Genomic DNA, 21,063 nt, shown 5'->3' on the forward strand with positions numbered 1-21,063 from the left:
GCCGACCTCGCGCTGCCGATCGAGGAGCTGGAGCTCACGGTCCGCTCCTACAACTGCCTCAAGCGTGAGGGCATCCACTCCGTGGGTGAGCTCGTGGCACGCTCCGAGGCGGACCTCCTGGACATCCGCAACTTCGGTGCGAAGTCCATCGACGAGGTCAAGGCGAAGCTGGCCGGCATGGGCCTGGCCCTGAAGGACAGCCCGCCCGGATTCGACCCCACGGCTGCGGCCGACGCCTTCGGCGCGGACGACGACGTGGACGCGGGCTTCGTGGAGACCGAGCAGTACTAGGAGCTCGGGCCATACGGTCCGTACCCGGGTGCGGGTGCGCTGTGCTTGATCGCGCAGTTCCCCGCGCCCCTTCCGGAGGCGCCCCTGCGGGGCTGCCTCCGGATCTCCGACGGGCGACCGCCCGCTCGGATACTGACTTCGGTACCTGACACGGCCGGAGCAGACACACAGGAGAAGAACCATGCCGAAGCCCACCAAGGGTGCCCGTCTGGGCGGCAGTGCCGCGCACGAGAAGCTGCTCCTCGCGAACCTCGCGAAGGCGCTCTTCGAGCACGGCCGCATCACCACCACCGAGGCCAAGGCGCGCCGTCTGCGCCCGTACGCCGAGCGTCTGGTCACCAAGGCGAAGAAGGGCGACCTTCACAACCGCCGTCAGGTGCTCCAGGTCATCACGGACAAGAGCATCGTGCACACGCTCTTCACCGAGATCGGCCCGCGGTACGAGAACCGTCCCGGTGGCTACACCCGCATCACCAAGATCGGTAACCGTCGTGGCGACAACGCGCCCATGGCTGTCATCGAGCTGGTCGAGGCGCTGACGGTTGCCCAGCAGGCGACCGGTGAGGCCGAGGCCGCGACGAAGCGTGCGGTCAAGGAGGCCGAGGAGACCAAGGTCGAGGAGACCAAGGCCGACGAGGCTCCGGCCGACGAGGCTGCCGAGGAGTCCAAGGAGGCGTAAGCGTCCTTTGGCTGCGGCGCCGTCGTGGTTGCTCGCGCAGTTCCCCGCGCCCCTTCGGGGGCGCGTCAGTGGGCCCGTTCCTTTCCAGGGACGGGCCCGCTTTTCTTGTCCTGAGAGGATTTCCCTGTGAGTGACGACGTTCAGCCCGGCCACGTCCGTATCCGTCTCGACCTGTCCTACGACGGGTCCCACTTCCACGGCTGGGCCAAGCAGGCCGGGGGGAAGCGGACCGTGCAGGGGGAGATCGAGGACGCGCTGCGGGTCGTCACGCGGTCGCGGGACGCCGGGTACGAGCTGACCGTGGCCGGGCGGACGGACGCGGGGGTGCATGCGCGGGGACAGGTGGCGCATGTCGATCTGCCGGCCGGGGTGTGGGAGGAGCAGCGGGAGAAGCTGCTGAAGCGGCTCGCGGGGCGGCTGCCGAAGGACGTGCGGGTGTGGTCGGTCGGCGAGGCGCCGGCGGGGTTCAACGCGCGGTTCGCGGCGCTGTGGCGGCGGTACGTGTACCGGGTCGGGGACCGGCCGGGAGGCGTGGACCCGCTGCTGCGCAACCACGTGCTGTGGCACGACTGGGAGCTGGACGTCGAGGTGATGGACGCCGCAGCGAAGTCGTTGGTGGGGGAACACGACTTCGCCGCTTATGCGAAGAAGCGCGAGGGCGCGACGACCATCCGGGAGATCCTCGGCTTCGGGGTGAGCCGGCGCGGTGACGGGGTCGTCGAGATCGAGGTCCGCGCCGACGCCTTCTGCCACAACCAGGTGCGGTCGATGGTCGGCGCGCTGCTGTTCGTGGGGGACGGGCACCGGGGCGTGGAGTGGCCGCGGAAGGTGCTGGACGCGGGGGTGCGGGACAGTGCCGTGCATGTCGTACGGCCGCACGGGCTGACCCTGGAGGAGGTCGCGTACCCGGCGGCCGACCAGCTGCTGGAACGGCAGCGGCAGGCACGCCGGGTACGGGTGCGGACGGTCTGAGGAGTCAGCCGGCCAGGACCTTCCTGAAGGTCGGCTCCAGGAAGGGTTCGAGGGACTTGGCGTAGCCGCCGGTCATGTGGCTGTTGTCCCAGTAGACGACGTGCCCGCCGATCACCGCGGGGCAGTAGCCGTTCGCGCAGAAGGCGGGGAGCGGGTTGATGACCGTGGCCCCGTACTCCTCGGCGACCTCGCGTTCCAGCTTGCGGAAGTCGGGCAGGTCGACGGCGGTCTCGGAGGCCAGGGTGCACTCGGCGGGGTGGGCCGAGTTCTCCGCCAGGCAGTCCGGGATGTTGAAGGTCGGCTTCGGGGTGTCGGCCAGGTAGACCAGCTCCGAGCCCATGGCCCTGAGCTTCCTGAACGTGTCCACGGCGCCCGCGCGCACGGTCGTGTACTGCACGCGGTTGGCCACCACGATGACGTCCGGCTTGAGCTTCTTGATGTAGGCGAGGGCGGTCGTGCGCCACTGCGGGCACTCCGTGTACGCGCGTCCCAGGTCCTCGCGAGTGATCTTGTAGACCTCGGGGGAGCAGCCGCTCTTGATCACCGTGACGACCTTGACGTGCAGCTTGCGGCCGAGCGTGTCGAAGGCGTTGCCCCACTGGTAGGCGTGCGAGTCGCCGAGCAGCACCATGGTCCGGTCCGACGTCCGGTCGCCGATGACGCAGTCGTCGTGCGGGGTGAAGCTGGTGACCAGCAGCTGGTCGATGCAGCCGTGGTCGCCCCGGTCGTCCGGGGACTTCAGCAGCGCGCTCTCGCTGATCTCGGGGGCGCTGCGTTCGGTCACCGCCCGCTCCACGGACCTGGTGCCGTCGAAGCCGGTGAGGGCGGCGGCGGTGCCCGCGGTGCCGAAGGACAGGTTGAGCGGTACCTGGAGGGCGACCACCATGGCGACGGCGGAAGTGGCCGTCAGGGTGCCGCCGGTGAGGATGCCCCGCCAGGGGCGGACGACGAGCTTCACGTTCTCCCGGAAACGCTTCTCGACGACGTAGTGCGTCGCGATGGCGACGAGGAAGGAGAGGACCGCCACCCGGAAGCGGTCCGAGTAGCCGAACTCCCAGCCGATGATGTGCGGCCAGAGGATCAGCAGCGGCCAGTGCCACAGGTACCAGCCGTAGCTGACCTTGCCGATGAAGTCGAGGACCGGGTTGTCGAGGAGCCGCTCCACGCCGAGGCGCGGGTTGGCGCAGCCGCCGGCGATGATCAGCCAGGCGCCGAGCACGGGGCCGAGGACGGCGTATCCCGGCAGCGGGGTGTTCTCCGTGATCAGCAGGCCGGTGACCAGGGTGGTGGCCAGGCCGAGCCAGGAGACGACCGCGGCCAGGCCCCGCGGCATGCGGGAGATCACGGGAGCCCAGAGCGCGAGCAGGACACCGAAGGCGAGTTCCCAGATGCGGGACTGGGTGCCGAAGTAGGCCAGCGGCTGGTTGCTGGTGGTCTCGGTGTAGCCCAGGTGGAACGAGCCGCCCACCACGGCCATCAGGACCACGCCGACCAGGACCCGGTTGCGGCGGAACACGAGCCTGCTGAGCCAGGCCACGACGACGAGCACGATCGGGGTGGCGAGGTAGAACTGCTCCTCGATGCCCAGTGACCAGAAGTGCTGGTACGGGGACTGGCTGCCGTCGTTGGCGAAGTAGTCGGTGCCGTTCTCGGCCAGCCGCCAGTTGATGACGCTCAGCGAGGCGGCGAGCCCGTCGTCCATGTAGCTGCGGAAGCTGAACGGGCTCGCGTAGAGCCAGGACAGGACGCCGGTGGCGACGATGGTGAGGGCGGCGCCCGGGGCCAGGCGGCGGAAGCGGCGGGCCCAGAACCTGCTCAGGGACACCTTGCCGGTCCTGTCGATCTCGGCGAGCAGCTGGCTGCCGATGAGGAAGCCGCTGAGCACGAAGCTGACGTCCACGCCACCGTGGATGTCGAGGATGCCGGTGTGCATGCAGACGACCATGATGATGGCGACGGCACGCAGGCCCTGGATGTCCGGCCGGTACTTGCGAAGGCGTTCTGTCTCCGCGGCCGATGAACGATGGCTGGTCACGTCTCTCCAGTAGTCCGGTGACTGTCCGGGCCGGGCGGCGGCTTCAGTGGACCGTCGGGCAGGCGACAGCCGTACCGCTGACGCGCACGCCCTGGGCGGGGATGCGGATGCCGCACGACAGCCGCAGCTGGGCGGGCAGTTCGTTCTGGGCGCCGACATGGGTGTGGCAGCCCACGACGACCTCACGAAGAATCGATTCGGTGCCGATCGTGGAGTCGTGGTCCACCACGGACTCGTGCACCAGGGCACCGTCGGCGACGGTGACGTGGGCGCCGATGATGGAGCGGTGGACGACCACGTGCGGGCCGATCACGGCGCCCGGCCCGATCGTCGAGCCGCCGGTCACGCGTGCGGTCGGGTGCACCACGGCGGTGGGGTCGATCAGGGCCTCGGCCGCTCCTTGCACCAGGGGCGAGGCCGCCCTGCCGGTGATCAGGTCGGCGGAGCCGTGCACGAAGGCCAGCGGGGTGCCGAGGTCGCGCCAGTAGTCGTCGGTGGTGTGGCCGAAGACCCGCCCGCCGCCCGCGACGAGCCGGGGGAAGGTCTCCTGCTCGACGGAGACCTCCCGGTCGCCCGGGATGGCGTCCAGGACGGACCGCCGGAAGACGTAGCAGCCCGCGTTGATCTGGTCGGTGACGCACTCCTGCGGCGTCTTCGGCTTCTCCAGGAAGGAGAGCACCCGGCCCGCCCCGTCGGTGGGGACCAGGCCGAAGGCGCGCGGGTCGGCGACCCGGGTGAGATGCAGGGTGACGTCCGCGCCCCGGGCCTCGTGGTGCGCCAGCAGGGCGCCGAGGTCGACGCCGGACAGGATGTCGCCGTTGAGGACGAGGACCGGGGCGTCCGGCGTGTCGCCGCGCAGCAGCCGGCCGGCGTTGCGGATCGCCCCGCCCGTGCCGAGGGGGACCTCCTCCACGGCGTACGAGATCGCCAGGTCCTGGGAGAAGTCCTTGAACTCCTCCTCGAAGAGGCTCGCGAGATACGAGGTCGCGAAGACCACGTGCCCGACGCCGGCCGCGGTCAGCTTGGCGATCTGGTGCCGGATGAAGGAGGCACCCGCGACCCCGAGCAGCGGCTTGGGGGTGTGGTTGGTCAGCGGTCGCAGGCGGGTTCCCTTGCCGCCCACGAGGATGATGGCTTCCTGCATGATTCCTCGCTCGGTCAGCTCGTGGTGCCGGTGCCGGGGCCCGCGTAGTCGGAGGCGAAACAGGCCTTGATGGCCTTCTCGCTCAGGGGACGGCCCGCGAAGTCGAGCCGGGAGGCCGTCCTGTCGTCCGGCGGGGTGTTGGGGTCGTCCTCGAAGTGGATCGACCACCAGTACACGCCCTGCATGTGCCGCTCCTGGACGACCTGGCAGACGGCCGTGTACCAGTTGGCCTGCACCTTCGTGTTGACCTTGCGATGGCTGTAGAAGTCGCCCGGGGCGTGGTAGGCGCCGTTCATGGCACCGATGCCGGACTCGGAGACGAGGATCTTCGGCAGGGTGCCGGTCGCCTTCCGGTCCAGCCACTTGTCCCAGCCGTCGACCAGGTCCTTCACGGGTGCGGTGTCCGGCACCTTGACGGGGAAGTAGGCGTCGACGCCGAGGTGGTTGACGGGCATGTTGATGCGGCCCGTGACGTAGTTGTCCCAGTTGGCGTCGTAGGCGATCTCGCCGGAGAAGGTCTTCTCGGCGGAGTCGACCAGGGTGTTCCAGCCCGGGTCGCCCTCCAGGGAGTTGAGTTCGGTGCCGATCACGAAGGTGTTCGTCCTCGTCTCGTCGGCGGCCTTGAGGTACGGGGTGACGAGCTTCCTGTACGAGGCGAACCAGGCGGAGCGGGAGGCGGGCTCGACGTCGCCGCGCCAGCCGTCCTCGGGCTTCAGGGACGACTCGTCCATGATCGGGCGCAACCGGGTGCGGAAACCGGCGTCCTTGAACACCTTCAGGACCCGCTCCAGCCGCTGCGGGGTCGGCGTCTTCGCCCCCGCCCACACCTCGTCGGACGTGCCGCTCTTCGTATAGAAGGGGAAGGAGACCGACACCGAGTTGGCGCCCAGCCCGATCAGGTACTCGGCCTGTTTGCGGGCCTGCTTCTCGACGAAGTCGCCGGAGAGGGTCTTCCGGTCGTCCTCCCAGTAGATCTGCACGCCCCACTGCGGCATGCCCGCCTTCCAGACCTTGGCGACCTGGAGGTCCTCGGCGGACGCGGAGGGGGAGGCGGCTGTCGTACCGGGGCGGGTGCCGTCGTCCGGGGTGGTGGACTCGGCGGGGTCGTCGAGGACGAGGCGGGGCAGGGCCGAGCCCGCCTGCCAGCGCACCGGGTGGTCGCCGAGGACGAACGGGGTGCCCACCACGAGGGTGAGCACGGCCACCGGGAAGATGGCGAGCAGGGGCAGTCGCGAACGCATGTCAGTGGGTGTCTTCCGGGTCAGGCGGGCTTGGCGATCACGACGAACTTGTTCTCCTCGCGCCGGACGAACTTCACGAAGCCCTTGAAGCCGCCGAGCCCTTCCAGCACGGAGAAGACGGGGATGCACGCGACCACGACGATCGGCTCCCACCACCTGCGCCGGCCGCTGAGCGACGCGAGCGCGTTCAGCCGCAGCCCCTCCCAGTACGTCCAGATGACGTAGGCGAAGTTCAGAGCCCAGAGCAGGACGACGGACTGGGTCACCGGCGAGGTGTTCATGTCGTTGATCAGCCAGCCGGCGAGCAGCACGGCGCCGATGTGCTGGAGCGGACCGAGGATCCAGGTGGCCACGCAGATCGACAGGAACCAGCGGTAGCGCAGCGGCACCGCCCGGTTGCAGCAGAGCGCCACCAGGCCCCAGGCCCAGCGTTCGCGCTGCTTGACGAAGTCGGCCGCGTTGGCGGGCGAGGCGCCGTAGCAGCGCCCGTTGAACCAGTCGCTGCGGCCCGGGTACCTGCGGCAGAAGGTCAGGGCGAGCCGGGCGTCCTCGACGATCTCCTTGGGGCCGAAGTCCCAGCCGATCTCGGCCTCGATTGACGCGCGTAGCACCAGCAGCTCGCCGTGCACTCCGGCTGCCGGGGTGCCGAGGCCGGTCAGGGCCCGGAAGCGGGCGATGTCGTCGGCGGGGCGCACCGCGTCGGCCAGCCAGGTGAAGAGGCTGACCGCGTTCTCGCGGGGGTAGGTCAGGATGCCCTGCGCCATGTGCTTGACCTCTTCGGGGGTCGCACGGCGCTGCCGGTTGATGAACTGGGCGAGCGAGGCCGCGGTGTCCGGGCCGACACCGGTGTCGTCGTCCATGTGCAGCACCCAGACGTATTCGAGGGCCTCGCCCTCGGCGATCCGCAGCTCGTGGGCGTAGTGGTTGGCGCGGGCCTTGAAGCGGGTGCCGTTGGCCGGGACGTAGTCCTTGGGGACGGTGATCACCCGGATCAGCGGGTGGGAGTCGGCGAGGCGGTCGATGTCCGCCGCGGCCTCGCAGCCCTCCTCGGTGAGGATGTCGACCCGCATGTAGGGGAACCACTCCGGCAGGTGCTCGACGTAGGAGAGGATCGAGCGCTCCAGGGCCGGGTACGTGTCGTGCCGTCCGATGGTCGGGCACAGCGCGATCAGGAAGTCCTGCTCGGCCGGTGCGGGCGGGGTCATCCGGTCGCTCTTGCGGACCCGGCGGCGGATCAGCAGGGCGCCCTGGAGACCGATCAGCACACCGGCCGCCGGCAGGGACCAGACGACCGTCAGGATCCAGCTCATCAGCGAGGAACTGGGCCGGTAGGACCAGAGTCCGAAGACGACCAGGAGGACGAACGGCAGCAGGAACGGCAGGATGCCGGGTTTCCACGAGGCGGTGCGCTTGGCCAGCTTCGCGTTGTGTCGCGAATGCGGGGTTCCCCCGTCGACCACTGTCGATGCCATACGGCTACATGCTCTTCCGTGAGATCGGTGGCGGCCGGACGGCATGGCACGGTGACGGGACGGGTGACACGAGCAACCTCGTCCCACCCGCCTCGCTCCGGGCCGTGATGATGTCCCCCGGCGCCTTCTTCAGGCGGTTCTGCGGCCGGCTCGGATGCCCCCCCGGGCGACCTGCGCCGCCAGCCACACAAGAACTCAAATCTTGCCACGTAAGAATCAGCTATGAAGTTCCGATGAGCAAGATGTAGTGGGAAAGTAATAAACGTATGTGGTGTGCAACGAAGTCCGGTCGAAGCCTGGCGACCTGCCCCCGCCACCGGTGATGACCTGCGAAGACGCATAAGTCGTCCGCACGTCTTCGGAGGTGTTCCGGCCGCTCGGGGTGGAGACGTTGGCGTAGGTCAGGGCCTGGCCCCACACCGTCCAGAGCACCCACGGGGTGTCCGAAAGTGTGCTGTGCCGGGCGGAACCGAGCGGAACGTAGAAGGACTCGGCCATCGCGCGGGGCCGGTCGTAGCGCTCCAGGCCCTGGTACCAGACCTGGGTCCAGGGCCTGCCCCGGAACGGCCGCCGGGGGGTGTCGCTGTAGTCGTCCACGCCCACCACGTCGACGTACCGCCCGCCCGGGTAGTAGTCACCGGGCTCCCGCGCGAAGGTGCCCTCCCAGGCGCCGGGCGCCCAGACGAAGATCAGGTTGTGCAGGCCGCAGCTGTTCACCAGGTAGTCGTACGTGACACGCCACAGCTTGCGGTAGGCGGCCGGATCCTGCCCGGCCCACCAGAAGCCGTGGCCCGGCCTGGCGTTCATCTCGTGGTACGGCCGCAGCAGGACCGGCACCCCGTGCTCCGCCAGGTAGCCCAGGTGGTCGGCGAGGAAGCCGAGGTCCAGCAGCAGGGCCCGGTGCTCGGCGGTGCCCTGGGTGACCACCCGGCCGAACCAGCCGCTGTCCTTGGCCGCGGGGGAGTTCTGGTACCGGGTCTCCTCGAAGCCCTTGACGGTGCTGCCCGGGTAGGGCTGGTGGAAGGAGAAGCCGACGATGCCCGCCGGGCCGCCCCCGTTGTCCGGCAGGCTCACCCGGGTCCCGGAGGCGCAGTCGAGATGCGTGCCCGAGGGGTGGTACGACCCGTCGGCCGGCCGGGGCAGCCCCGCCCACACCCCGAGCGCCAGGTCCACCGCGTCGTCGACGTACCCCCAGCGGTCGCGGCAGCTCGGCCACGAGGAGCGGGAGTACGAGCGCGGCTCGCCCACCGCCCACCCGGGCTGTCCGTACCCCGGCCCCAGGTCCAGCTCCACGAACCCCGGGAACCTGCCGGTGATGTCGTGGGCCTTCTTGTAGTAGTAGCCGGGCTGCTTGGTGCCCCGGTAGTCGCCGTACGACGCGTTGTAGCGCTCGTTGTGCAGCTCGACGTGCTGGCCGATGACCGTCCGGGTCGGCTCGCCGCGCCGTGCCCGGTTCTCCAGGCCGGCGAGCAGGGCGTAGACCCGGCGGGCGGCGGGGGTGGCGTGCGGGTCCCGGGCGCCCAGGTCCGCGGGCACCTGGCGCGGGCCGCCGCTTCCGGCGTCGTCGGCACCGCCGGGCCGGGTGGCCCACCAGGTCAGGGGGGCGAGCAGCGCCGCCGTCACCCCGGCCCCGACGAGCCGGACCCGCCCGCGCATCCGCATGTCCCGATTCCTCCCCGGCCCGCCCCGTGGATGCCGATTCTGCCCTGAAGCGGACGTGGCCTGCCGGGTCGTGCCTGCTGGGAGGGGGGGATCAGCCCTGGGCCGCCGCCGAGGCCTGGGCCTCGCCGCGGCGCCGGATCTGGCGGAAGGTGAACTCCGCCAGGTCGTCGCCGGTCTGGAAGACCTTGGTGTCCTTGGTGGTGACGTCCTTGCCGTTCAGGAAACCGGTGGTCGTGAAGTAGGCGTAGCGGCCGTACGAGTTCGTCGTCGTACGGCAGACCCCGGAGTCGCAGAAGGACTTCACGCCGGAGCCGGCCAGGGCGGTCACGAAGCCCTTCTTGTCGGCCTCGGTCTTGGCCTTGCCCGCCTGTGCCTCGGTGTTGAAGACGGCCACGCCGACCGTCACCGCGACGCCGTCCTTGAAGTAGGTGACCCGCAGCAGGCGCGTGCAGCCGTCCTTGTCCAGGACGTCCGGGAGGCTGCCCTTGGCGGCCGTGGCGCACTTCTTGGTGTCGGCCGTGGGGCCCTTCTTGTACACCGTCTCGCCCACGGTCAGCTGGGTGCCCGGGAAGAGGGTCTCGGCGCTCAGCGGTGCGGTGTCCTTCTGCACGCTGGCTATGAACTCCTCCGGGTCCAGCGGCGGCGGCGCGCTGGTCGGCGCGAACGACGGCACCGAGCCGGCCGTGTCACTGGGCAGCGAGGCGCTCGCCGGCAGGTTGGTGGGCGTGCCGGAGGCGTTGTCGTCGCCGTTCGCGGACACCACGGCCATGGCGACGGCGGTGCCGATCGCCAGCGTGGCGACCACACCACCGCCGATGAGGAACACTCTGCGGCGCTTGTTCCGCGTTTCCGAGGCCTCGGCGAGCGACGCCCAGTCCGGAGTCTGACCGGTGCCGCTGCTCCAGGGCTGCTGAGACTGCGGTTTCCACGGATCCCACTGGGACTGAGGTCCCCCCTGCCCATAACTCATGGGGCGCATCTTAGACGGGGGCCGGGGGGTACCGGTGCGACTGTACGAACGGTGATAGGGGACCTTTGCGGGCAGGACGGCGCATCCCGGTGCGGCCGTGTGCCGAGGATTTCCGCCGCGGTCGACGACGGCTCGCCCCGATGCCCTCGGGAGCTCGTTTTGACCCTTCCGGGGCCGCCCCGGTAGGCTTGCTCTTCGTTGTGTATTGGCTCGCTCATTCTCACGGGAGTGGCCTCTACCTAGGTTCCCTGGAGCAGTTACCAGTGGGCGGCATACGGGCATCGTTCCCGGCATTGTCGTCCCCAGCTGCACGATCGCTTCAGTGATGCCATGTGTCAGCACCCATCCACTGAAGAAGAAGGCTGCGAAGTGCGTACGTACAGCCCCAAGCCCGGCGATGTGACTCGCCAGTGGCATGTCATTGACGCTCAGGACGTCGTCCTGGGCCGTCTCGCCACCACTGCCGCGTCCCTTCTCCGCGGCAAGCACAAGCCGATCTACGCCCCCCACGTCGACACCGGTGACTTCGTCATCATCATCAACGCGGACAAGGTGCACCTGTCCGGCAACAAGCGGACCCAGAAGATGGCGTACCGCCACTCCGGCTACCCGGGTGGTCTGCGCTCCGTCCGCTACGACGAGCTGCTGGACAAGAACCCCGAGAAAGCCATCGAGAAGGCCGTCAAGGGCATGCTCCCCAAGAACACGCTGGGCCGTCAGATGCTCTCGAAGCTGAAGGTCTACAAGGGTGACGTGCACCCCCACGCTGCGCAGCAGCCGGTGCCGTTCGAGATCACCCAGGTCGCGCAGTAGTTCCGGCCACCCCCTAAGACTGAAGAGAATCTGAGGAGCATCGTGGCCGAGACCACTGCCGAGCAGCCGCTCGAAGAGCTTGACATCGACAGCTACACCACGGAGTCGGACGTCCCCGTCGAGGGCGAGTACACCTCCGAGTCCCTCGCGTCCCGCTTCGGCGACCCGCAGCCGGCCGCCGGCCTGGGCCGTCGCAAGAACGCCATCGCCCGCGTCCGGATCGTCCCGGGCACCGGCAAGTGGAAGATCAACGGTCGCACCCTTGAGGACTACTTCCCCAACAAGGTGCACCAGCAGGAAGTCAACGAGCCCTTCAAGGTGCTGGAGCTCGAAGGCCGTTACGACGTCGTCGCCCGCATCGCGGGTGGCGGTGTCTCCGGTCAGGCCGGTGCGCTCCGTCTCGGTGTCGCCCGTGCGCTGAACGAGGCCGACGTCGACAACAACCGCGGCCCGCTCAAGAAGGCCGGCTTCCTCAAGCGCGACGACCGTGCGGTCGAGCGCAAGAAGGCCGGTCTGAAGAAGGCCCGCAAGGCCCCGCAGTACAGCAAGCGCTAATCACCAGCTGCCTGCACGTACTCCGAACGCCCCGGCGGCACGCCACATGTGCCGTCGGGGCGTTCGTTTATCCCGGTCAAGGGCGTATAACGACACAAGACGCTCAAAGGCTGGTGTGATCGCATGACTAAGCGCCTGCCATCATTCCCTGGCAGCAAGGACGCTTCTTCAGGAGGACAAGTGGGACGACTCTTCGGCACGGACGGCGTGCGCGGTGTCGCCAACGCGGACCTGACCGCCGAGATGGTGCTCGGTCTGTCCGTCGCGGCGGCGCACGTGCTGGCCGAGGCGGGCACCTTCGAGGGCCACCGGCCGACGGCGGTCGTCGGACGGGATCCACGCGCGTCCGGGGAGTTCCTGGAGGCGGCCGTGGTCGCGGGCCTGGCCAGCGCCGGCGTCGACGTCCTGACCGTGGGAGTCCTCCCGACACCGGCCGTCGCGTTCCTGACCGGCGCGCTCGGCGCCGACCTCGGTGTCATGCTCTCCGCCAGCCACAACGCCATGCCCGACAACGGCATCAAGTTCCTCGCCCGTGGCGGCCACAAGCTCGACGACGAGCTGGAGGACCGGATCGAGGCGGTGTACGACTCCCACCGGCACGGCGAGCCCTGGGAGCGGCCCACCGGCGCGGGCGTCGGCCGGGTCCGGCCGTACGACGAGGGCTTCGAGCAGTACGTCACCCATCTCCTCGGCGTGCTCCCGAACCGGCTCGACGGACTGAAGATCGTCCTGGACGAGGCACACGGCGCGGCCGCGGGGGTCTCGCCGGAGGTGTTCCGCCGGGCCGGTGCCGAGATCGTCACCATCGGCGCGGAGCCGGACGGGCTCAACATCAACGACGGTTACGGCTCGACGCACCTCGGTCCGCTGAAGGCCGCGGTCGTCGAGCACGGGGCCGCCTTCGGTATCGCCCACGACGGGGACGCGGACCGGTGCCTGGCCGTCGACCACGCCGGCGAGGAGATCGACGGCGACCAGATCATGGCCGTACTCGCCCTCGGCATGCGGGAGCGGGGCGAGCTGCGCGCCGACACCGTCGTCGCCACCGTCATGTCCAACCTCGGCTTCAAGCTGGCGCTGGAGCGGGAGGGGCTGCACCTGGTGCAGACCGCGGTCGGCGACCGGTACGTCCTGGAGGAGATGAAGGAGCACGGCTATGCCCTCGGCGGCGAGCAGTCCGGCCACGTCATCATCCTCGACCACGCGACGACCGGTGACGGCACGCTGACCGGGCTGCTGCTGGCGGCGCGGGTCGCGCAGACCGGGACGTCCCTGCGGGAGCTGGCGGGCGTGATGGAGCGGCTGCCGCAGGTGCTGATCAATGTGCCCGACGTGGACCGGACGCGGGTGAAGACGTCCGGGGACCTGGCGGCGGCCGTGGCCGAGGCGGAGCGGGAGCTGGGGGAGACGGGGCGGGTCCTGCTTCGCCCTTCGGGGACCGAGCCGTTGGTGCGGGTGATGGTGGAGGCGGCCGACATCGAGCAGGCGCGGTCGGTGGCGGGGCGGTTGGCGGACGCCGTCAAGTCTGCTTTGGGGTAACGCCGTTCCGGGTTCGGGGTGCCGGGGGATGTGCGTCGCGGGCTCACGGTTCGTCGTGGCTTCTCGCGCCCGCGCGGCGGCAGCCGCATATCTGCACAGCCCCGCGCCCCTGACGGGGCGCTTGGGTGACCGGGGCTTCACAGCTTCCGCAGCCTCAGGCGCTGCACCTTGTGGTCCGGGCCCTTTCTGACGACCAGGGTGGCGCGGCCTCGGGTGGGGGCGATGTTCTCCACCAGGTTGGGCTTGTTGATGGTCCGCCAGAGGCCGCGGGCGTAGTCGACGGCGTCGTCCTCGGAGACCTGGGTGTACTTCCTGAAGTACGAGTCCGGGTTCTGGAAGGCGGTCGCGCGCAGTTTGCGGAACCGGTTGAGGTACCAGCGCTCGATGTCCTCGGTGCTCGCGTCGACGTACACGCTGAAGTCGAAGTAGTCGGCGAGACCGACCCGGGTGCGGCCGTCCTGCCCGGGGAGCGCGGGCTGGAGCACGTTGAGGCCCTCGACGATCAGGATGTCCGGGCGGCGGACCGTGAGCCTGCGGTCCGGGACGATGTCGTAGATGAGGTGGGAGTAGACGGGGGCGGTGACCTCGTCCTTGCCTGCCTTGATGTCGGCGACGAAGCGGGTCAGGGCCCGGCGGTCGTACGACTCGGGGAACCCCTTGCGGGACATCAGGCCGCGGGTTTCGAGCTCCCTGGTCGGCAGCAGGAAGCCGTCCGTCGTCACCAGCTCGACGCGGGGGTGCTCGGGCCAGCGGGACAGCAGGGCCTGGAGGAGCCGGGCGACGGTGGACTTCCCGACGGCCACCGAGCCGGCGACGCCTATCACGAACGGGGTGCCGGACTGGGAGCCCTGTTCGCCGAGGAAGGTGTTCAGCGCGCCTCTGAGGCCGTCGGTGGCACCGACGTACAGGTTGAGCAGCCGCGACAGCGGGAGGTAGATGTCCCGCACCTCGTCGAGGTCGATGACGTCACCGAGGCCACGCAGCTTCTCGACCTCCTCGGCGGTGAGCGGCAGCGGCGTCTTGTCGCGCAGCGCGCTCCACTCGGCACGGGTGAGGTCGACGTAGGGAGTCGCCTCCGGCTTGTGCCGGTGGGCGCTCCGGGAGATCGGGGAGACCGGAGAGATCACATTCCATTGTTAACGGAGTTTGAACGGGGTGGGGGGTGGGGTCGGTCACGTGGGGCATCCGGCGGCGGCTCGGGCCGTCCGGGCGGGCCGTCCGGCTTCGAATGGCGGTTTAATTTCCGATTCCGGGCACGCTGAGCCGTGTTCGGGCAGGGGATGGCACCTAGGCTGCCGCTCATGTGTGGAATCGTGGGATACGTGGGGGCGCAGTCGGCGCTCGATGTGGTGGTAGCCGGGCTCAAGCGGCTGGAGTACCGGGGGTACGACTCGGCGGGCGTCGCCGTGCTCGCGGACGGCGGGCTGGCCTCGGCGAAGAAGGCCGGGAAACTGCTGAACCTGGAGAAGGAGCTGACGGAGCGGCCGCTGCCGACCGGCGCCACCGGCATCGGACACACCCGCTGGGCCACGCACGGCGGGCCGACGGACGCCAACGCGCATCCGCACCTCGACAACGCGGGCCGGGTCGCCGTCGTCCACAACGGGATCATCGAGAACTTCGCCGCGCTGCGCGGTGAGTTGGCGGAGCGCGGACACGACCTCGCGTCCGAGACGGACACCGAGGTGGTCGCGCACCTGCTCGTGGAGGAGTTCTCCGGCACCGCCGATCTCGCCGAGGCGATGCGCCTGGTGTGCCGGCGGCTGGAGGGCGCGTTCACGCTGGTCGCGGTGCACGCCGACGACCCCGACGTGGTCGTGGGCGCGCGCCGGAACTCCCCGCTGGTGGTGGGCGTCGGAGAGGGCGAGGCCTTTCTCGCCTCGGACGTCGCCGCGTTCATCGCCCACACGCGGTCGGCGATCGAGCTGGGCCAGGACCAGGTGGTGGAGCTGCGCCGGGACGGCGTGACGGTGACGGGCTTCGACGGCGCCCCGGCGGACGTCCGCCCGTACCACGTCGACTGGGACGCGTCGGCGGCGGAGAAGGGGGGGTATGACTACTTCATGCTCAAGGAGATCGCCGAGCAGCCCAAGGCGGTCGCCGACACGCTCCTGGGCCGCATCGACGCGAACGGCTCGCTGACGCTGGACGAGGTCCGGATCGGCGCCGCCGAACTCCGGGAGATCGACAAGGTCGTCATCGTCGCGTGCGGTACGGCCTTCCACGCCGGCCTGATCGCCAAGTACGCCATCGAGCACTGGACGCGGATCCCGTGCGAGGTGGAGCTGGCGAGCGAGTTCCGCTACCGGGACCCGATCCTGGACTCGCGCTCGCTCGTCATCGCCATCTCGCAGTCCGGCGAGACCATGGACACCCTGATGGCGCTGCGGCACGCCCGGGAACAGGGCTCGAAGGTGCTCGCCATCTGCAACACCAACGGCTCGACGATCCCGCGGGAGTCGGACGCGGTGCTCTACACCCATGCCGGGCCGGAGGTCGCGGTCGCCTCGACGAAGGCGTTCCTGACCCAGTTGGTGGCCTGCTACCTGGTGGCGCTGTACCTGGGCCAGGTGCGGGGCACCAAGTGGGGCGACGAGATCAGTGCGGTGATCCGGGACCTCTCGCACATCTCCGGCGAGGTCGAGCGGGTGCTGGAGACCATGGAACCGGTACGGGCACTGGCCCGCTCCCTCGCCGACAAGAAGACGGTGCTGTTCCTCGGCCGGCACGTCGGCTACCCGGTCGCCCTCGAAGGCGCCCTGAAGCTCAAGGAGTTGGCGTACATGCACGCCGAGGGCTTCGCGGCGGGCGAGCTGAAGCACGGGCCGATCGCGCTGATCGAGGAGGACCTGCCGGTGGTCGTCGTGGTCCCGTCCCCGCGCGGCCGGTCCGTCCTGCACGACAAGATCGTCTCCAACATCCAGGAGATCCGGGCCCGGGGCGCCCGCACCATCGTGATCGCGGAGGAGGGCGACGAGGCGGTCGTCCCCTACGCCGACCACCTGATCCGCATCCCGGCCACCCCGACCCTCCTCCAGCCCCTCGTCGCGACGGTCCCGCTCCAGGTGTTCGCCTGCGAACTGGCCACCGCCCGGGGCAACGAGGTGGACCAGCCGCGCAACCTCGCCAAGTCGGTCACCGTGGAGTGACCTTAGGGTGCTGACCATGAGCATCATCGGGGTCGGTATCGACGTCGCCGAGATCGACCGGTTCCGGGAGTCGCTGCAGCGGACTCCCGGGCTGGCCGGGCGGCTTTTCGTGGAGCGGGAGTTGTTCCTGCCGAGTGGCGAGCGGCGCGGTGTCGCCTCGCTCGCCGCGCGGTTCGCGGCGAAGGAGGCACTGGCCAAGGCGCTGGGCGCGCCGCCCGGACTGCTCTGGACGGACGCCGAGGTGTTCATCGAGGACAGCGGGCGGCCACGGCTGCGGGTGCAGGGCAGCGTGGCCGCGTGCGCGGCGGAACTCGGCGTGCGGTCGTGGCATGTGTCGCTCAGTCACGACGCGGGGGTGGCGTCGGCGGTGGTGATCGCGGAGGGGTGACGCGCGGGGGCGTGGGGGGCCGAGGGCGCTGCGGGGCGGGCCGACGGGTGGTCCGGGGCGGCGGCCGGATGCGCGTACCGGCGGTTGCGGGGAGACTCGGGGCATGCGGACTGCTTACGGCGTGGAGACGGTACGGGCTGCCGAACGGGAGTTGATGGCGCGGCTGCCGGAAGGGGCGTTGATGCAGCGGGCCGCCGCCGGGCTGGCCGCGGCCTGCGCCGAGTTGCTCGGACGGGTGTACGGCACCCGGGTGGTGCTGCTGGTCGGCAGCGGGGACAACGGCGGGGACGCGCTGTACGCCGGGGCACGGCTCGCCCGCCGAGGCGCGGGGGTCGCGGCGGTGCTGCTGGCGCCGGAGCGCACGCACGCGGGCGGGCTGACGGCGCTGCGCCGGGCCGGCGGGACGGCGGTGGCGGCGGCAGCCGCCGAGGAGTTGATCCTGCGGGCCGGTCTCGTCGTCGACGGGATCGTGGGGATCGGCGGCAAGGGCGGTCTGCGGCCCGAGGCGGCGGGGCTGGCGGCGGTCGTGGCGCGGTCGCGGGCCGCCGTCGTCGCCGTGGACCTGCCGAGCGGGGTGGAGGCGGACACCGGCGAGGTGCGGGGCGCGGCCGTACGGGCGGACCTCACCGTGACGTTCGGGACCCACAAGCCGGGGCTGCTGATCGATCCGGCGCGGGAGTACGCCGGTTCGGTACGGCTGGTCGACATCGGGCTGGAACTGCCCGGGGCGGCCGCGCTGGAGGCGTTGCAGGACGTGGACGTGGCGCGGCTGCTGCCGGTGCCGTCGGCGGAGAGCGACAAGTACCGGCGGGGAGTGGTGGGGATCGCGGCCGGGTCTTCGCGCTATCCGGGGGCCGGGGTGCTCGCCGTCGCCGGGGCGTTGCGGGGCGGGGCCGGGGCCGTACGGTACGTCGGGCCGGCCAAGGACGAGGTGCTGGCCCGCTTTCCCGAGACGCTGGTGTCGGAGGGAGGGCCGCGGAAGGCGGGGCGGGTGCAGGCGTGGGTGGTCGGACCGGGGGTCGGCGACGACGCCGGTGCCGTCGCCGAGGTGCTGGCGGAGGAGGTGCCGGTGCTGGTCGACGCGGACGGGCTGCGGCTCGCCGACCGGGACGCGGTACGCGGGCGCACGGCGCCGACGCTGATGACGCCGCATGCCGGGGAGGCGGCGGCGCTGTTGGGGGTACGGCGGGAGGAGGTCGAGGCCGGTCGGCTCGCGGCGGTGCGGGAGCTGGCGGCGGCGTATCGGGCCACCGTGCTGCTGAAGGGGTCGACGACGCTGGTGGCGGCGGACGGGGGAGGGGAGGCCGTCCGGGTGAACGCGACGGGGACGCCCTGGCTGGCCACCGCCGGGAGCGGGGACGTGCTGTCGGGGCTGGCGGGTTCGCTGCTGGCGTCGGGGCTGGACGGGCGGGACGCGGGAAGTGTGGCGGCGTATCTGCACGGGCTCGCGGGGCGGTTCGCGGCGGAGGGGGCGCCGACGGTTGCCCACGAGGTCGCCGGGCAGCTGGGGGCGGCCTGGCGAGGTGTCTTCCCACCTACCCGCCCGACTCGGTAAGCCGAGACCGCACCGTCACCCGGCTGCGCCGCGCATTCGTTGTTGCCGCGGCGGAAACCCGGCCGCTACGGCGGATTTCGGCGGTGCCCGGTGGCCGGTGGGAGTCTGCGGGTGAGTGGGGGCTGAGCGCGCAGTTCCCCGCGCCCCTGACGGGGCGCTCCTGCTCGCGTCGGCGGTAGACCGCGCCCCTGTCCCCCGTTCCGCCGGAGGCCCGTGCATCCCCCGGGTGACCTCGCCGCGCGGCTCCCCGGGATCGGGGGGTGATGAGGGTTGTCTGATCGCATGATTAGTGGACGAATCATGCGTGGGCGGTGTGGTGTTGTGCGTGGGGTGGCGGGGACCCTTGTTGCCGCTGTGACCGTTGTCTCTGTCGGTACCGGGAGTGTCGCCGCTGACGGTGGTGCTCCCGAACCCTCTGCCGCCGTTGCCGAGGCGGACCTGGTGCCGGGGGTGGCGCCGGGGCCCGGGCAGCCGTGGCAGATCGACACGCCGGACCAGAGGCTGGCGCCGAAGGTGTACACGCCCAGCGCCGAGGAGGACGCCGTCGAGCCGAAGGCGGCGGCGCCCGGGACGTACGACCTCATCGAGTACGTGCCGCTCAGTGACGCCGCCGCCAAGGTGAGCTGTTCCAAGCTGACCGGGCCCTATCAGAGGCAGATCGAGCAGTGGCTGAAGCTGAAGGTGGACGGGAAGCAGTCCGTCTCCGACTGCAAGGCCGTCCGGAAGTTCCAGAAGCAGTACGGGATCAAGCCGGCCATCGGGTTCGCGGGGCCCGTCACCTGGTACCAGATGATGCTCCTCTCGGCGAAGAAGGACCCCAACGCCGGGAAGAACTGCCCCGTGAGGTCGTACCGGGTCGCCTGTGTCGATCTCAACCGGCAGGTCACCTGGGTGCAGAAGGCCGGCAAGGTGATCTACGGGCCCGTGCAGATGCGGAGCGGGAGGAAGGGGTACGCGACCCGGGCCGGGTGGCACACCGTCTACTGGCGGCACAAGAACCACTGGTCGACCCTGTACAACTCGCCCATGCCGTATGCCCAGTTCTTCGACGGCGGGCAGGCCTTCCACGCCGTCTACGGCTCCATCTACACCACCATCGGCTCCTGGGGCTGCGTGAACCTCAAGCTCGGCGACGCGAAGAAGCTGTGGAGCGTGCTGAAGAAGGGCGACAAGGTGTACGTGTGGGGTCACCGTACGGGTACCTGAGCCCCGCACCGGGGGCTGTGCCGAAGGGCTGCCGGAGGCCTCTGAGACACTGGGGGCGCGATGAGTGAGACAGCTACTGCACCGACCGCGCCCCTGCGCGCCCGCGCCGAGATCGATCTGGCCGCCCTGCGGGCCAACGTGCGCACCCTGCGTGCCCTCGCGCCGGGCGCGGCCCTGATGGCCGTGGTGAAGTCCGACGCGTACGGCCACGGGGATGCCCGGTGTGCCCGCGCGGCCGTCGAGGCGGGCGCGAGCTGGCTCGGTACGGCCACCCCCGAGGAGGCCCTGGCGCTGCGCGCCGACCCCGGGCTGCCGGCGGACGTACGGATCATGTGCTGGCTGTGGACCCCGGGCGGGCCGTGGCGGGAGGCCGTCGAGGCCGGCCTCGACGTGTCGGTGGGCGGGATGTGGGCGCTGCGGGAGGTGACCGAGGCGGCCGGGGCGGCCGGTCGCCCCGCGCTCGTGCAGCTCAAGGCCGACACCGGGCTCGGCCGCAACGGCTGCCCGCCCGCCGACTGGCCCGAGCTGGTCCGCGAGGCGCTGCGCGCCGAGGCGGCGGGGCTGGTCCGGATCACCGGACTGTGGTCGCACTTCGCCTGCGCCGACGAGCCCGGCCACCCCTCCGTCGCCGCCCAGCTCGCCCTCTTCCGGGAGCTGCTCGGGTACGCCGAGGAGCAGGGCGTGCGCCCCGAGGTGCGGCACATCGCCAACTCGCCGGCCACCCTCACCCTGCCCGAGTCCCACTTCGACCTGGTCCGCACGGGCATCGCGCTCTACGGCATCTCACCCAGCCCCGAGCTGGGCAGCGCGGCCGACTTCGGGCTGCGCCCCGTGATGACGCTGTCCGCCTCCCTCGCCCTGGTGAAGCACGTACCGGGCGGGCACGGTGTCAGCTATGGGCACCACTACGTCACGCCCGGCGAGACCACCCTGGGACTCGTCCCGGTCGGCTACGCGGACGGCATCCCGCGCCACGCCTCCGGCACCGGTCCGGTGCTGGTCGGCGGCAAGTGGCGGACGGTCGCCGGACGCATCGCCATGGACCAGTTCGTCGTGGACCTCGGCGGCGACGAGCCCGAAGTCGGTACGGAGGCCGTGCTGTTCGGTCCGGGCGACCGGGGCGAGCCCACCGCCGAGGACTGGGCCCAGGCCGCGGGCACGATCGCATACGAAATCGTCACCCGCATCGGAAGCCGGGTTCCCCGCGTCTATGTGAACGGGGAACCGAATGGGCAGGAACCAGGGGACGGGCCGGCGGACGGCAACTGATGTCCGGGGTTCGGCGGCGCTACAACCCGGTTACACCTGTATCAGCGGTAACAGCAGCAACACCTGTCTCGTCGGCATCACCCGTGTCACCCATGCAGCGAACAGCAGTACGGCGAAGAGGAG

At 70.7% G+C, this 21,063-nt stretch carries 18 protein-coding genes; 11 read left to right on the top strand and 7 right to left on the bottom strand.

The genetic code is table 11. From position 1 onward, the window contains the following. The 3 genes from IEZ11_RS27920 to truA all read left to right on the top strand — a co-directional run. The coding region (locus IEZ11_RS27920; RefSeq protein WP_308426501.1) for a DNA-directed RNA polymerase subunit alpha C-terminal domain-containing protein at positions 1-291 on the top strand (291 nt) is incomplete at its 5' end. Between the two features lie 181 nt (positions 292-472). Further along, complete coding sequence (rplQ, locus tag IEZ11_RS27925; protein ID WP_189265664.1) at positions 473-970, top strand: 50S ribosomal protein L17; 498 nt, start codon at positions 473-475, stop codon at positions 968-970. Between the two features lie 126 nt (positions 971-1,096). After that, on the top strand, positions 1,097-1,942 hold the full coding sequence (gene truA / locus IEZ11_RS27930; protein WP_189265665.1) for a tRNA pseudouridine(38-40) synthase TruA: 846 nt from the start codon (positions 1,097-1,099) through the stop codon (positions 1,940-1,942). A gap of 4 nt (positions 1,943-1,946) precedes the next feature. On the opposite strand, the gene IEZ11_RS27935 is transcribed toward truA, so the two are convergent. The 6 genes from IEZ11_RS27935 to IEZ11_RS27960 form a co-directional block, all read right to left on the bottom strand. Continuing rightward, positions 1,947-3,977, bottom strand: a complete 2,031-nt coding sequence (locus IEZ11_RS27935) for an acyltransferase family protein (protein ID WP_189265666.1) — start codon at positions 3,975-3,977, stop codon at positions 1,947-1,949. A 43-nt stretch (positions 3,978-4,020) separates the two neighbouring features. Next, positions 4,021-5,121, bottom strand: coding sequence for a mannose-1-phosphate guanylyltransferase (gene manB / locus IEZ11_RS27940; protein ID WP_189265667.1), 1,101 nt, complete (start codon positions 5,119-5,121; stop codon positions 4,021-4,023). A 14-nt stretch (positions 5,122-5,135) separates the two neighbouring features. Then, positions 5,136-6,362 (bottom strand): glycoside hydrolase family 113, encoded by a 1,227-nt coding sequence (locus IEZ11_RS27945; RefSeq protein WP_229713410.1) that lies wholly within the window; start codon positions 6,360-6,362, stop codon positions 5,136-5,138. 20 nt (positions 6,363-6,382) lie between these two features. Continuing rightward, positions 6,383-7,834, bottom strand: a complete 1,452-nt coding sequence (locus tag IEZ11_RS27950; RefSeq protein ID WP_189265668.1) for a glycosyltransferase family 2 protein — start codon at positions 7,832-7,834, stop codon at positions 6,383-6,385. Positions 7,835-8,050: 216 nt separating this feature from the next. Continuing rightward, positions 8,051-9,496 (bottom strand): glycoside hydrolase family 26 protein, encoded by a 1,446-nt coding sequence (locus IEZ11_RS27955; RefSeq protein WP_189265669.1) that lies wholly within the window; start codon positions 9,494-9,496, stop codon positions 8,051-8,053. Between the two features lie 91 nt (positions 9,497-9,587). Then, positions 9,588-10,466, bottom strand: coding sequence for a hypothetical protein (locus IEZ11_RS27960; RefSeq protein ID WP_189265670.1), 879 nt, complete (start codon positions 10,464-10,466; stop codon positions 9,588-9,590). A gap of 369 nt (positions 10,467-10,835) precedes the next feature. Here IEZ11_RS27960 and rplM point away from each other — a divergent pair, with 369 nt between their 5' ends. The 3 genes from rplM (at position 10,836) to glmM (ending at position 13,373) form a co-directional block, all read left to right on the top strand. Beyond that, positions 10,836-11,279: a 50S ribosomal protein L13 gene (gene rplM, locus IEZ11_RS27965; RefSeq protein ID WP_020941688.1), complete on the top strand. Its 444-nt coding sequence runs from the start codon at positions 10,836-10,838 to the stop codon at positions 11,277-11,279. A gap of 42 nt (positions 11,280-11,321) precedes the next feature. Continuing rightward, on the top strand, positions 11,322-11,834 hold the full coding sequence (gene rpsI / locus IEZ11_RS27970) for a 30S ribosomal protein S9 (RefSeq protein ID WP_093499626.1): 513 nt from the start codon (positions 11,322-11,324) through the stop codon (positions 11,832-11,834). Between the two features lie 180 nt (positions 11,835-12,014). Next, a complete protein-coding gene (gene glmM, locus IEZ11_RS27975; protein WP_189265671.1) occupies positions 12,015-13,373 on the top strand; it encodes a phosphoglucosamine mutase in 1,359 nt (452 codons plus the stop codon). Positions 13,374-13,510: 137 nt separating this feature from the next. Here the strand turns inward: glmM and coaA are convergent, their stop codons facing one another. Beyond that, positions 13,511-14,500, bottom strand: coding sequence for a type I pantothenate kinase (gene coaA / locus IEZ11_RS27980; RefSeq protein WP_189265672.1), 990 nt, complete (start codon positions 14,498-14,500; stop codon positions 13,511-13,513). 174 nt (positions 14,501-14,674) lie between these two features. Between coaA and glmS the strand changes: the two genes are divergently transcribed. The 5 genes from glmS to alr all read left to right on the top strand — a co-directional run bounded on the left by glmS (position 14,675) and on the right by alr (position 20,940). After that, positions 14,675-16,522 (top strand): glutamine--fructose-6-phosphate transaminase (isomerizing), encoded by a 1,848-nt coding sequence (gene glmS / locus IEZ11_RS27985; RefSeq protein WP_189265673.1) that lies wholly within the window; start codon positions 14,675-14,677, stop codon positions 16,520-16,522. A gap of 16 nt (positions 16,523-16,538) precedes the next feature. After that, on the top strand, positions 16,539-16,910 hold the full coding sequence (locus tag IEZ11_RS27990; protein ID WP_189265674.1) for a holo-ACP synthase: 372 nt from the start codon (positions 16,539-16,541) through the stop codon (positions 16,908-16,910). A 103-nt stretch (positions 16,911-17,013) separates the two neighbouring features. Next, positions 17,014-18,465: an NAD(P)H-hydrate dehydratase gene (locus tag IEZ11_RS27995; RefSeq protein ID WP_189265675.1), complete on the top strand. Its 1,452-nt coding sequence runs from the start codon at positions 17,014-17,016 to the stop codon at positions 18,463-18,465. Positions 18,466-18,765: 300 nt separating this feature from the next. Next, positions 18,766-19,671, top strand: a complete 906-nt coding sequence (locus IEZ11_RS28000) for a L,D-transpeptidase family protein (RefSeq protein WP_189265676.1) — start codon at positions 18,766-18,768, stop codon at positions 19,669-19,671. Between the two features lie 60 nt (positions 19,672-19,731). Further along, positions 19,732-20,940, top strand: a complete 1,209-nt coding sequence (gene alr / locus IEZ11_RS28005; RefSeq protein ID WP_189265677.1) for an alanine racemase — start codon at positions 19,732-19,734, stop codon at positions 20,938-20,940. Positions 20,941-21,063 lie beyond the last annotated feature (123 nt).

Source organism: Streptomyces fuscichromogenes (assembly GCF_014645815.1).
Classification (GTDB): Bacteria; Actinomycetota; Actinomycetes; order Streptomycetales; family Streptomycetaceae; genus Streptomyces; species Streptomyces fuscichromogenes.